The following is a 13,393-nucleotide window of genomic DNA, read 5'->3' on the forward strand; positions in this document are numbered from 1 at the left end:
AAACGGAATATGAGAAAAACAGAAGGAAGTCCGCTTCCGTTCGGAGCGGCTGCAAAAGAAAGAAAAGTGAATTTTTCTGTGCAGGTTCCGATGGGAAAAACGTGTGAACTTCTGCTTTACAGAGAAGGAAACACAAAGCCGGAAGTCTGCTTTGACATGCCGGAGGAAGAAGGCATAGGAGAGGTACGTTTCCTAAGTGTAGAAGAAATTGATCCTGAAAAATACGAATATAACTTTTTGATCGATGGAAAGGTATGTACAGATCCATACGCAAAAGAAATTGCAGGAAGGGAAGTATTTGGAAAACGGCAGAACGATGATAAACATGGCGTACGGGCGAAAATACAAGTTTCAGATTATGATTGGGGCGAAGATCGCCCGATTCGGCATCCATGGAATGAAGTAGTTTCATACAGTATCCATGTGAGGGGCTTTACAAAGCACAGTTCCTCAAAAGTGCTGCATAGAGGAACGTATCAAGGGGTGATCGAAAAGATTCCTTATCTGAAAGAACTTGGGGTGAACCAGATCCAGTGCATGCCGATTTATGAGTTTGATGAGTGTGCAAAAACAAAGATTAATTATTGGGGATATGGTCCGGCGTTTTATTTTGCGCCGAAGGAGGCATATTCTTCGGACGGATGTGCTGTGCGCGAGTTGAAAGATATGGTAAAAGCATGTCACAAGGCAGACATAGAGGTTGTTTTGGAAATGCCGTTTGCTGCGGGAATTTCCGAGCAAGAAGCGGCGGAGTGTCTGCGCTTTTACATGATGGAGTATCATGTGGACGGGTTTGTGGTCAATCCTTATATCGTTTCATGGGAACTTTTAAATAAAGATCCTTTTTTGAAAGGTATTCGTTTGATGCGCAAAGATGACGGGTTTCAAAATGTGATGCGCCGTTTTTTAAAAGGCGATGAGAATATGGTTAATGATGTGATCTCATCACTTGGTCACAATAGCGCTTCGGACGGAAAATGTAACTATATTACAGCGCAGACCGGTTTTACATTGAGAGACCTTGTATCATATGACTGCAAACATAACGAAGAAAATGGAGAAAATAATACAGACGGTCCTGACTATAATTATAGTTGGAATTGCGGCGCAGAGGGACAGAGCCGTAAAAGAAGTGTTGTGAATCTGCGGAAAAGTCAGATCAGAAATGCGTTTCTTTTGTTGTTGTTGGCGCAGGGAACACCGTGTCTTTTGTCGGGAGATGAATTTTACAATACGCAGAAAGGAAATAATAACGTTTATTGTCAGGATAATGCAACGGGGTGGCTTGACTGGAGCAGGCTTAAGTCTGACAGAGGATTGTTTGATTACGTAAAAGCGTTGATTACATTTCGGAAAAATCATCCGTGTTTGTGTCAGAAAGAACCGTTAAAAGGAATGGATCGTACGGCATGTGGAATGCCGGATGTCTCTTATCACGGAGAAAATGCATGGCAGGTAAAAAACGAAGTGTCAAGCCGCCAGTTGGGCGTTATGTATTCAGGAGCAGGCGTTGGAGACTGTGATTGCTTTGTCGCTTATAATATGCACTGGCTTCCTCATAGTTATGCGCTTCCATCTCCGGGAAAAGGAAAATGCTGGCATTTGGCGTTGGATACGGACAGAGGCGTTCTGTCAAAGAGTATAAAATTGGAAGATCAGAAACGTATCGAGATCAGAGAGCGGAGTATTGCAGTTCTTATAAGCTGCGAGGAAGATAAAACAGAGTTACGGAATACAAATTTTCACTCCAAAGGTAAGACCGCGGAGAAGAAATCTGTTTCGGAAACAGAAAAAACAGATATAGTAACGTCTGATGCCGAAAAAGAAAAGAAATGCAGACAGGAGTAAAGAATATGAAAGCGATCAAACATTTTCAAACGATCACAAAACATAAAATTCTCGTTATGCAGGAATGTTTTCGCGTAGGTTTGTATCGGCAGGGACTTCTTCATGATTTGTCTAAATATGGATGGACGGAATTTCGAGTCGGATGCAGGTATTATCAGGGAACAAGAAGTCCGAATAATGCAGAACGGGAAGACAAAGGGTATTCTTCTGCATGGCTTCATCACAAAGGAAGAAATAAGCATCATTATGAATACTGGCTTGATTATGATTCTCACGGAGAAGGGAAACTGGTAGGAATGAAGATGCCGGTCAGATACGTCGTAGAGATGTTTATGGATCGGATCGCGGCATGTAAAGTATATAAAGGAGCAGCATACAAAGACAGCGATCCACTGATATATTATAACAGTGGAAAAGCGGGAGATATGATGCATAAAGATACGAGGAAACTTTTGGAAAAACTTTTGCATATGCTTGCGGAACAAGGGGAAGAGACAGTGTTTTGCTATGTTCGCCGGGAAATATTGAAAAAGAAATGAAAGATATAAAAATAAGCCGTTAAAAAACGGCTTATTTAATATTTATCAGACCGGATAATTCAGTTGTTCTTCCCGAATATCCGTCAATACTTCTTCAAGAAATTTTCGGGCAAGGAAGTTTGCCATCGGAAGATTCATATCAAGATAATTTCCGCAGTCTTTGGCAGATGCTCCAGGGACTTCTCCCTTAAAAGACGCGATAAAAGAAAACATTTCTTTCATAAGAGGTAAGATCTCAGAAGAAGTCAGATCATCTGCAAGAAGAAGATAGAAACCGGTTCTGCATCCCATAGGACCAAAGTAGATCACCTGATCTTTATATACTTCATGGTTGCGGAGAAATGTGGCGCCCAGATGTTCGATTGTGTGGATTTCGGCAGTATTCATGACAGGTTCATCATTCGGGCTTGTCATTCGGATGTCAAATGTCGTGATGATATGACCGTTGACAGAGTCTTTTCTTGATACATAGATTCCGGGAATGAGGCGGATGTGATCGATCGTAAAACTTGTGATTTTATTCATATTGATGTTCCTTTCTTATGTTTGTTGAGCCATACGCCCTGATTTTTTAATCTTTTATGTAAGTGTTATGATGCAACATCGTTATTATAGACATGACCGTGAAAAAAGACAAGAGAGAAAGTTGATAAAAGAAGGCGGAAAAGGGTAAGGGATCGGAAAAAAGATCTATTGATCATAGTGGGAAAATGTGAAAAATAATAAAAAATCTGCAATATACAAAAAGCGGATAAGAAAAAAGAGAAGGAGAGAAAAGAAATGCTGCTTTATATTGTTCGTCATGGGGAAACAGATTGGAATAAGGCGGGAAAAGTTCAGGGACGTACGGATATTCCGTTGAATGAAAGGGGCAGGTATCTTGCGGAAGCGACTGCAGAAGGGATGAAGGACGTCCGCATCGATTTTTGTTATACAAGCCCTTTGATCCGGGCGAAAGAGACGGCGCAGATCATACTTGGGGAAAGAGAAATTCCTCTGGTTGAAGAAAAACGCATTGAGGAGATTTGTTTCGGAAAGTGTGAAGGAATGAAGTTCCGTGGGGAAATCACAGATCCGGGGAGCGAAGCGTTTCAGCGCTTTTTTACAGATACGGAAAACTATGTTCCTTCTGAAGGAGCAGAGTCGATCAGTGAATTATATGAAAGAACAGGCTGCTTTTTGTCGGAAATTGCAGATCGGGAGGATTTGAAAGACAGTCATATTTTGATTTCAACCCATGGAGCGGCCATGACAGCTTTGTTGAACCGGATAAAAGGAAATATGCAGATAAAAGATTTTTGGAAATATAAAGTGCCGAAAAACTGTGCTGTTTCCGTAGTGGAAATAAAAGGAAAGGATATCATAATTAAAGAGGAAGGTCTCATATACTATTAAAGTTTACAAATAAAGTATGCTTTTGAAGGAGTTTTTTCAGAAATTTACTTTATATTTTTGCAAATGATGTTACAATAGAAGAAAAGTGAAAAGGGATGGTGGACTTATGAAGCTTACATTTGTCGGGGCAGCTCATGAAGTTACGGGAAGCTGTCATTTTCTTCAAGCGGCAGGAAAAAATATCTTGATAGACTGCGGAATGGAACAAGGACCGGATCTGTATGAAAATCCGGGACTTCCGATTCCGGAAAATGAGATTGACTATGTATTTTTGACTCATGCACATATCGATCATTCGGGAATGCTGCCGAAATTGGCAAAAAACGGATTTAAAGGTCAGATTTTCACAACATTTGCAACTGCCGATCTATGTAATATCATGCTTCGTGACAGCGCTCATATTCAGGAGTTTGAGGCAGAATGGCGAAACAGGAAAGGCAGAAGGGCAGGAAAACCGGAATTTGAGCCCGTGTATGTGATGCAGGATGCGTTGGATGCGATTGAACTGCTCGTGCCGTGCGGGTATGGGGAAAGGATCACGATCTGCGATGGGATACAGATTCGTTTTACCGATGTCGGACATCTGCTTGGATCGGCCAGTATCGAAGTCTGGGCAACAGAAGGTGATGTGACGAAGAAGATCGTCTTTTCGGGGGATATCGGAAATGTAGATCAGCCGATCATAAAAGATCCAAGCTACACAGATTCGGCAGATTATATCGTAGTGGAGTCTACTTACGGAAACCGGATACATACTGCCGAGAAACCGGATTATCTGGGAGAGTTTACCCGCATTATCAAGGAGACATTTGACAGAGGAGGTAATGTTGTCATTCCTTCCTTTGCAGTCGGAAGGACACAGGAGATGCTTTATTTTATCCGTGAGATCAAAGAAAAGCATCTGCTTCCGGAATACGAAGATTTTGACGTGTACCTGGATAGTCCGTTGGCGATCGAAGCGACGAAAGTATTTACAATGAATATGCGGGATTGTTTTGATAAAGAGGCAATGGAGCTTGTCAATGCCGGAATAAATCCTCTTGTATTTCCCGGGCTTCACATATCGACAACGAGCGATGATTCCAAGATGATCAATTTTATCGAGAAACCGAAAGTGATTATATCCGCATCGGGAATGTGCGATGCAGGTCGTATCCGTCATCATTTGAAGCATAATCTTTGGCGTCCGGAATGTACGATCCTGTTTGTGGGATATCAGGCAAACGGAACTCTCGGACGAAGTCTGATTGAAGGAGAAAAGAATGTAAAACTGTTTGGAGAGCCGATTGAAGTTCATGCGCATATCGAAAGCTTACACGGGGTAAGCGGTCATGCGGATATGAACGGGCTGCTTTCATGGATTGGGGCGTTTGTCAGTCCGATTGAGAGAGTGTTTGTCGTACATGGAGAAGATACGGTGACAGAAGAGTTTGCACATACGGTAGAGGAAAAGTTCGGGTATTCTGCATGGGCGCCTTACCCTTGCTGTGAAGCGGACCTTTTGAAGAATGAGATCGTGAACGAAGGAGTGCGCGTTCCGGTCAAAGCAAAGAAAGCGGCACGGCGGAAATCAGACTCTGCTTTTGAACGGCTTGTGGCAGCAGGCAGACGTCTGCTTGATATTATTTACAAAAATGAAGGACTTTCTAATAAAGATAAGGCAAAATTTGAAACACAGATCAATAATCTTTCCGATAAATGGGAAGACTAAATGGTCTGCGTGACGGGAAATACAAAAAAAGATGATTTTGTCAAGGACTAAAAGTTTATAAAAATTTGCGGGAATCGGAATATCTTTCTTATTGAATGAGAATTCTTCTAAGTAGAAACTACTTGGGAGGATTGTTGTGATGACAGTAAATAAGGTAGAACTTTGCGGGGTAAATACAGCGAAGCTTCCGCTTCTTAAAGAAGAGGAAAAAGAAGAACTTTTTGAGCGGATAAAAGCAGGGGATGAAGAAGCCCGGGAAAAGTATATTAAAGGGAATCTGCGGCTTGTTCTAAGTGTGATCAAACGTTTTGAAAACAGCAGTGAAAATGCGGATGATCTGTTCCAGATAGGATGTGTCGGACTGATGAAAGCAGTAGATCATTTTGATCCGGGGCGCATGGTGAAATTTTCCACATATGCAGTACCTATGATCATAGGGGAGATCAGACGATATTTGCGGGATAACAGTCCGATCCGTGTGAGCAGATCATTGCGCGATACAGCTTATAAGGCAATTTATGCAAAAGAAGGTTATATAAAGCGGCATATGAAAGAGCCGACCGTTCAGGAAATCGCAGAAGAGATTGGGATTGCCAAGGAAGAGATCGTCTATGCGCTTGATGCGATTCAGATGCCGATGAGTCTGCATGAGCCTGTGTACAGCGACGGACAAGATGCTCTGTTTGTGATGGATCAGGTGAGTGATAAAAAGAATAAAGAAGAAAACTGGATCGAGGAACTTTCTTTAGAGGCCGCGATGGAACGACTGAACGAAAGAGAGCGATATATTATCACACTTCGTTTTTTTGAAGGAAAGACGCAGATGGAAGTTGCAGAGCAGATCAATATTTCGCAGGCTCAGGTAAGCCGTCTGGAGAAGAATGCTTTAAAAATAATGCGCAAGTATCTTTTAGGAAAATAAGAGTGCGAAAAAACAATACGTCAGGAGAAAGAACAGATTGTTTAAAAGTATCTTGTCAGATAAAGTGACTGATGGTAATATAAATCTGACCAAAGACAAGAGAGGATGAAAAACGGTGTACAAAGCATGTATATTTGACTTAGACGGAACGTTGACCGATACGTTGGAGTCTTTGACATTTTCGGTGAATGAGACATTAAAGGAAGTAGCGCTTCCGGCGATCACAGAGGAACAGTGCAGAACATTTGTCGGAAACGGAGCAAAGGTACTGATTGAACAATCATTGAAAGCGGCAGGAGATACAAAGCTTCTTTTGTTCGAGAAAGCCTTTGAGGCATATGGACGTATTTTTGACAGGAACTGTACCTATCATGTAAAACCTTATCCGGGGATAAGAGAGATGCTCTTAAAGCTGAAAGATCAAAACATGAAATTAGGAGTGTTGTCGAACAAACCGGATCGTCAGGCAGTTCATGTTGTGGAAGAAATATTCGGGAAAGAGACGTTTGACCTTGTGTGGGGGCAGAGAGAAGGTGTACCGAGAAAACCGGATCCTTCGGCATTGTTTGCGATGGCAGAGTCATTAGGGGTGTCTTCGGAAGAGGTATTGTATATCGGAGATTCAGAGGTCGACGCTGCGACGGGAAATGCGGCGGATATGGATACGGTTCTTGTAGAATGGGGATTTCGATCACGAGAAGAACTGGAAAAGGCAGATGCATACAGAATTGTGGCAGCGGCAGATGAAATTCTTGACATTATCAGGTAAAGGGGAAAAAGACAGATGAATGAGTACAGTGAAGAGTGTCTGAACACATTTTTGAAAGAACAGAAAAAATTATTTGATGAGCCTGTGGCAGAAAACATGGAAGAAGCAGAAGCGTTTCTTGCAGACTGTATGGCTGTCGTAGTCGATTCTATTGACGAGGTGAGAGAATACTTTGAAGAAGAGGGAGTAGATGTGGACGGAATGTCCGCAGAAGATCTTGAGGAAGCTTCGGAAGTGTTCGCTTTGCCGGACGGAACGTATTTGATCGTTGAAGGATAATACCGGTGAAAGCAAATGTATGAATAATATTTGTCAAGTATTGTTGTATGAATATAAGGCAGCAAAGAGAAAAGGCCGCAGTTATTTTACTGCGGCTTTTTCGACGGCTTCGGAAACGGCGTCCAATATAAGTTGCGACGTATATGGCGTATCTTCGGACAGAGTGATTGAATCAGGTGACTGTGTTTCATAGATTTGTTCGGCAATTTCTTCGATGGCAGGCTGGATGAGTGGGAACATAGTCGTTACTGTTTCATCAAGATTGGAAAAACGGATTGAATTGATCTTGTAAGCGTCTACGGAAACTTCTACTTCCAGGTTCGTATTATTTAGTGTGAGAGTGGAAGTATATGTTCCGGGCGTGTACTGTTTTTCGTTTTTTACGGCGCTGTCTTTTTTGCCTGTTCCGAACATAAAAATAAGCAGGACGATGACAAGGAGCGCAAGTGCCGCAAAAATGGCGGTATAAATAATTTCTTTCATGTGAAGAACAACGATTTTTGTTCTGGAACTCATAGAGTTACCTCCCGATTATCCGGCTGCCGTTTTACGGCGATCCGCTTTTTTTATAAGTGTATGTTTGGAAAAGGAAAAATATGCATGTTATCTGCGTGACAAAGGAAGAGAGATATTGTAAAATATTTGTGCTGTATAGGAGGTAGAAGATATGTTTATTATCGCGGGACTTGGAAATCCGACAAAACAATATGAAGGAACGAGACATAATGTCGGATTTGAAGTAATAGACAGGATTTCAGAGAAATATAATATAGATGTGGATGCAAAAAAACACAGAGCGCTGATCGGAAAGGGAATCATTCAGGGGCAGAAAGTTATTTTGGCTAAGCCCCAGACTTATATGAATTTAAGTGGCGAAAGCGTACGCAGTTTGCTTGATTATTATAAGGTGGATGAAGAACATGAACTGATCGTTATTTATGACGATATCAGCTTAGACGTAGGACAACTTAGAATCAGAGCGAAAGGAAGCGCAGGAGGACATAACGGGATGAAAAATATTATTGCTCATCTTGGAAGCCAAGTATTTCCCCGTATTAAAGTAGGAGTCGGAGAGAAGCCGGCGAAATACGATTTGGCGGATTATGTGCTCGGACATTTTTCAAAGGGGGAAGCGAAGTTGATGGATGAAGGGTATGACCATGCGGTTCATGCCGTGGAATTGATCGTTTCAGGTCAGATCAATGAGGCGATGAATGAATATAACCGGAAAAAGAAAGAGGAAAAATAAATTATGAAAGCGTTGCTTGCTCCCCTTGCGGAACTGGCGGATTATGAAGAAATCCGGAAAAACAGAACAAAAGAAAACGGAATGATACAGATCTCGGGTTGTGTAAATACTCAGAAGATACATTTGCTTAGTGGAATCGGATCGGGATGCGGGTATAAACTTGTTGTTTTTTCAAATGAGGAAAAGGCAAAGAAGGCATACGAAGAGTATTTACTGTTTGGAGAAGAGACGTATTTGTATCCTGCAAGAGATTTGCTTTTTTATTATGCGGATATTAAAGGGAAGACACTTACAAATCGAAGAATGGAAGTGTTAAGAGCGATTGCAGAAAAGAAAAAAGAAGAGCCGGTCACTGTGATTACGACGATGGATGCTTTTTTGGACGGGATCATTTCCCCGGATGAAATTCAAAAAAACAGAATTCATATTACAGGAGAAGATACGGTTGATCTTACGAAACTTGAACAAGATCTGACGGCTCTTGGATATGAGAGAGAAAGCCAAATAGAAGCGCCGGGTCAGTTTGCGGTCAGAGGGGGAATTATCGATGTTTTTCCTCTTGCGGAAGAGATGCCGGTGCGGATTGAGCTTTGGGGTGATGAGATCGATTCTATCCGTATGTTTGATGCTAAGAGCCAGAGGTCGATAGAAAATATTTCGGAGATCACAATTTATCCGGCTTCGGAAAATTGTTTTGGAAACAATGGTTTGGTATCCTTTTTGAAATATTTTCCGGAAAATGAAACACTATTATTTTATGATGAACCGCACAGACTGCAGGAGACGGCGGAAACAGTAGAGGCGGAATATACGGAAAGTTTGAAAAACCGGGCTGATGCAGGTATGAAAGAAGAAGGCGAAGAAGAGTTGAGAGTCTTTCAGACAAAAGATATCATCAGTGAGATGAATCGTTACAGCGGGATCGGTTTGACAACGCTCGAATCAAAATGCGGTTTATTTAAAGTAAGATCGGTTTATACGGTGCAGGCAAAAGGGGTAAATCCTTATAATAACAGTTTTGAGCTTTTGACACGTGATTTAAAGCGGTTAAAACGAAACGGGTACAGAGTTGTCCTTTTATCGGGTTCGAGAACGAGAGCAAAACGTCTGGCGGAAGATTTAAGAGACTATGATTTGAGCAGTTTTTACAGTGAAGATATGCAGAGGGAAGTAAAACCGGGCGAGATCATGGCAGCGTACGGCTATGCGTCAGAAGGGTATGAGTATCCGATGCTTAAATTTGTCGTTATTTCGGAGTCGGATATTTTCGGAAGAAAAAAGAAAAAGAAAAAACGCAAAAAGTATGAAGGTCAGCGGATTCAGGATTTTGCCGAGCTGAAACCCGGAGATTACGTTGTTCACGAAAATCATGGAATCGGCGTATATAAAGGAATTGAAAAAATTGAAGTAGAGAAGATCGTAAAAGATTATATGAAGATCGTCTATGCCGAAGGCGGAGTCTTGTATATACCTGTGGCACAGATGGATCTGATCCAGAAATATGCAGGAGCGGATGCAAAGAAACCTCGGTTGAATAAACTCGGAACGATCCAGTGGGGAAAAACAAAAAGCCAAGTAAAGAAAGCTGTTCAGATTGTAGCGAAAGATCTTGTAGAATTGTACGCGGTCAGACAACAGTCGGAAGGATTTGTATATGGACCGGATACTGTCTGGCAGAAAGAGTTTGAGGAAATGTTTCCGTTCGAGGAAACGGATGATCAGCTTCAGGCAATAGAAGATACAAAGCATGATATGGAAAGTAAGAAGATCATGGATCGTCTTATCTGCGGAGACGTAGGATACGGAAAGACAGAAATTGCTATACGGGCGGCATTTAAAGCGGTTCAGGAAGGAAAACAGGTTGTATGTCTCGTGCCGACGACGATTTTAGCTCAGCAGCACTATAATACATTTGTACAGCGACTGAAAGAGTTTCCTGTAAGAATCGATCTGCTCTGTCGGTTTCGGTCGGCGGCAGAACAGAAAAAGACAATAGAGGACACGAAGAAAGGGTTTGTGGATATTCTTGTCGGAACGCACAGAGTTTTGTCAAAGGATGTAGTGTTTAAAGATCTTGGATTGCTGATAATAGACGAAGAACAACGGTTTGGCGTGACCCATAAAGAAAAAATAAAAAAATTAAAGGAAAATATTGATGTTCTGACATTGACGGCAACACCGATTCCCCGGACGCTTCATATGAGTCTGATCGGTATTCGGGATATGAGCGTATTAGAAGAAGCTCCGAATGAAAGGATGCCCATTCAGACTTATGTAATGGAGTATAATGACGAAATGGTTCGGGAGGCAATCACGCGGGAGTTGGCAAGAGACGGACAGGTATATTATGTTTATAATCGCGTCAATGATATTGCCGATGTTGCGGGACGTATACAAAGTCTTGTTCCGGATGCGAATGTTGCATTTGCGCATGGACAGATGAAAGAGAGGGAGCTGGAAGATATCATGTATGATTTTATCAACGGTGATATCGATGTTCTTGTTTCAACGACGATTATTGAGACCGGATTGGATATTCCGAATGCGAATACGATGATCATACAGGATGCGGACCGATTCGGATTATCTCAGCTTTATCAGCTTCGGGGACGTGTCGGTCGTTCTAATCGTATGGCATATGCATTTCTTCTGTATCAGAGAGACAAATTATTAAAAGAAGTGGCAGAGAAGAGGCTCTCGGCGATCCGTGAGTTTACAGATCTCGGATCCGGAATCAAAATCGCCATGCGAGACCTTGAAATTCGCGGGGCAGGTAATCTTTTAGGAGAAGCGCAGAGCGGTCATATGGAAGCGGTAGGGTATGATCTTTATTGCAAAATGCTAAATGAAGCGGTCAGACAATTAAAAGGCGGGCCGGAAGCAGAAACGTTTACAACATTGATTGATCTAAATGTAGATGCATATATTCCGGAATATTATATTAAAAATGAATATCAAAAGCTGGATATATATAAACGGATCGCGGCGATTGAAAGTGAGGAAGAGTTAGAAGATATGACGGAAGAACTGATCGACCGCTTTGGCGATATTCCGAAAAAAGTGCAGCAGCTTCTTGTGATAGCATCTTTAAAAAGTCTGGCTCATTCGGTGTATGTTACTGCTATCGAGCAAAAAGGTGAAGAAATTCGATTTACAATGTATGAAAAAGCAAAGATCGATCCATCCGGTATTCCTAAATTTTTGGATAGTTATAAAAACGATCTGATATTCAGGGCAGAAGAACCGCCGTATTTTCTGTATTGCAGAAAAGGCAGAAACAAAAAAAGCAATACAGAAAATGTACTGGATACAGTGAGACGGATTTTGGAAGACCTAAAAAAGCTGACTTAAATTTAAGATTTTAAATTAGGACCTGACTTTAAGATTTTAAATTAGGACTTGAGATAGAAATAAAAACACGGTATACTAAAAACATGTTGTGCCGTGGTGATAAAGAACGGTACAGACGATATTTTAACACGGGAGAGGAGAATCGTTATGGTACGATTTGGAAAAAAAGCCGCTCTTCTTGCAATGGCAGGAGTGTTGACGGCGGCGTCGGTTACAGGATGCAGCGGGGCGATTGATGCAGAAGCGACTGTTGTAACGGTAGGAAAGGAAAAGGTTCCGCTTGGAGTTGTGAATTTTTATGCAAGGATGATGCAGGGACAGTATGAGACATATTATGCGGGGATGATGGGGACAACTGCAGAAGAACTGTGGACGCAGGATGCGGGAGATGACAAGACGTATGAAGAGTCAGTGAAAGACAGCGTGATGGAAGCAGTGGAAAACATGTACCTCATCTCACAGCATTCAGGCGAATACGAAGTCGTTCTAACGGAAGATGAGAAAGAAGCGATTCAAAAAGCGGCGGAGCAGTTTGATAAAGATAACAAGGATGAGTCAAAAGAGGCGGTTTCCGGTTACAGAAAAGATATCGAAAAATATTTGGAGCTTATGACGATCCAGTCAAAGATGAGTGAAAAAATGCGTGAAGGCGTAAACGAGGAAGTGTCAGATGAAGAAGCGGCACAAAAGAGTATGGAATACGTATATTTTTCTTACACATCAACAGATGAGTCGGGATCGGTAACGGAACTGACAGATGAAGAAAAAGCAAAAGCAAAATCAACTGCAGAAACGATCGCAGAACGCGCAAAAGCAGGGGAAGATTTTGCGGCAGTTGCAGCAGAACTCGGAACAGAGGTGCAAAAAACCGCATTTGATGCAAAGAGTACATCTCCGGATGCAGCTCTGATCGAGGCGGCGAATGCTTTAGCGGCAGAAGGCGATGTGACAGGTGCAATCGAGTCTGACGCAGGGGTGTATGTGGCAAAGCTGACAAGCCTTCTCGATCGCGAGGCAACGGATCAGAAGAAAGCTTCCATTATCGAAGAGCGTAAGCAGGAACAGTATGATTCTCTTCTGAAAAAATGGAGAAAAGAAACAGATATCAAAGTAGATAAGAAAGTATGGAAGAAAGTAGATTTTGAAGAAACAGGTGTAAAGATCATCACATCGGAAAAATCCTCTTCGGAAGAACCTTCTTCTGATGAAACAAAATAATTGTTTTATTAAAATAAAAACAGAATAAAAACAGATAAAGTAAACTCCGAACAGAATCTATGATTAAAAGAATCTGTTCGGAGTTTTTATAATGAAGCTGTTTTATAGAGAA

General features: G+C 41.7%; 12 protein-coding genes. 10 read left to right on the forward strand and 2 right to left on the reverse strand.

Features of this window, described 5'->3' with window-relative positions; all coding sequences use genetic code 11:
* The first annotated feature begins 9 nt into the window (after positions 1 to 9).
* Both ACH9UM_RS03250 and ACH9UM_RS03255 read left to right on the forward strand, forming a co-directional pair.
* On the forward strand, positions 10 to 1,848 hold the full coding sequence (locus tag ACH9UM_RS03250; protein ID WP_004846440.1) for an alpha-amylase family glycosyl hydrolase: 1,839 nt from the start codon (positions 10 to 12) through the stop codon (positions 1,846 to 1,848).
* A 5-nt stretch (positions 1,849 to 1,853) separates the two neighbouring features.
* On the forward strand, positions 1,854 to 2,387 hold the full coding sequence (locus ACH9UM_RS03255; RefSeq protein WP_009242556.1) for a DUF5662 family protein: 534 nt from the start codon (positions 1,854 to 1,856) through the stop codon (positions 2,385 to 2,387).
* A gap of 45 nt (positions 2,388 to 2,432) precedes the next feature.
* On the opposite strand, the gene ACH9UM_RS03260 is transcribed toward ACH9UM_RS03255, so the two are convergent.
* A complete protein-coding gene (locus ACH9UM_RS03260; protein WP_004846438.1) occupies positions 2,433 to 2,912 on the reverse strand; it encodes an S-ribosylhomocysteine lyase in 480 nt (159 codons plus the stop codon).
* 255 nt (positions 2,913 to 3,167) lie between these two features.
* Between ACH9UM_RS03260 and ACH9UM_RS03265 the strand changes: the two genes are divergently transcribed.
* The 5 genes from ACH9UM_RS03265 to ACH9UM_RS03285 all read left to right on the forward strand — a co-directional run bounded on the left by ACH9UM_RS03265 (position 3,168) and on the right by ACH9UM_RS03285 (position 7,463).
* Positions 3,168 to 3,782 carry a histidine phosphatase family protein gene (locus ACH9UM_RS03265; RefSeq protein ID WP_004846437.1) on the forward strand — a complete coding sequence of 205 codons (615 nt, stop codon included), beginning with the start codon at positions 3,168 to 3,170 and terminating at the stop codon, positions 3,780 to 3,782.
* A gap of 106 nt (positions 3,783 to 3,888) precedes the next feature.
* Positions 3,889 to 5,493, forward strand: coding sequence for an MBL fold metallo-hydrolase RNA specificity domain-containing protein (locus ACH9UM_RS03270; RefSeq protein WP_004846436.1), 1,605 nt, complete (start codon positions 3,889 to 3,891; stop codon positions 5,491 to 5,493).
* 139 nt (positions 5,494 to 5,632) lie between these two features.
* The gene (gene sigG, locus ACH9UM_RS03275) at positions 5,633 to 6,415 is read left to right on the forward strand and encodes an RNA polymerase sporulation sigma factor SigG (protein ID WP_004846435.1); all 783 of its coding nucleotides are present in this window, start codon (positions 5,633 to 5,635) and stop codon (positions 6,413 to 6,415) included.
* Between the two features lie 115 nt (positions 6,416 to 6,530).
* Complete coding sequence (locus ACH9UM_RS03280) at positions 6,531 to 7,184, forward strand: HAD family hydrolase (protein ID WP_009242558.1); 654 nt, start codon at positions 6,531 to 6,533, stop codon at positions 7,182 to 7,184.
* A 15-nt stretch (positions 7,185 to 7,199) separates the two neighbouring features.
* A complete protein-coding gene (locus ACH9UM_RS03285) occupies positions 7,200 to 7,463 on the forward strand; it encodes a glyoxalase (protein ID WP_009242559.1) in 264 nt (87 codons plus the stop codon).
* Between the two features lie 81 nt (positions 7,464 to 7,544).
* Here the strand turns inward: ACH9UM_RS03285 and ACH9UM_RS03290 are convergent, their stop codons facing one another.
* A complete protein-coding gene (locus ACH9UM_RS03290) occupies positions 7,545 to 7,979 on the reverse strand; it encodes a hypothetical protein (protein ID WP_004846432.1) in 435 nt (144 codons plus the stop codon).
* 151 nt (positions 7,980 to 8,130) lie between these two features.
* Here ACH9UM_RS03290 and pth point away from each other — a divergent pair, with 151 nt between their 5' ends.
* From pth to ACH9UM_RS03305, 3 genes are all read left to right on the forward strand, one after another.
* Positions 8,131 to 8,712 carry an aminoacyl-tRNA hydrolase gene (gene pth / locus ACH9UM_RS03295; RefSeq protein ID WP_004846431.1) on the forward strand — a complete coding sequence of 194 codons (582 nt, stop codon included), beginning with the start codon at positions 8,131 to 8,133 and terminating at the stop codon, positions 8,710 to 8,712.
* A 3-nt stretch (positions 8,713 to 8,715) separates the two neighbouring features.
* Entirely contained in the window at positions 8,716 to 12,063 is a 3,348-nt protein-coding gene (gene mfd / locus ACH9UM_RS03300; protein WP_004846430.1) for a transcription-repair coupling factor, read from the forward strand.
* A gap of 147 nt (positions 12,064 to 12,210) precedes the next feature.
* Positions 12,211 to 13,281 (forward strand): peptidylprolyl isomerase, encoded by a 1,071-nt coding sequence (locus tag ACH9UM_RS03305; RefSeq protein ID WP_004846429.1) that lies wholly within the window; start codon positions 12,211 to 12,213, stop codon positions 13,279 to 13,281.
* Positions 13,282 to 13,393 lie beyond the last annotated feature (112 nt).

The organism is Mediterraneibacter torques, from assembly GCF_044591705.1.
Classification (GTDB): Bacteria; Bacillota; Clostridia; order Lachnospirales; family Lachnospiraceae; genus Mediterraneibacter; species Mediterraneibacter torques.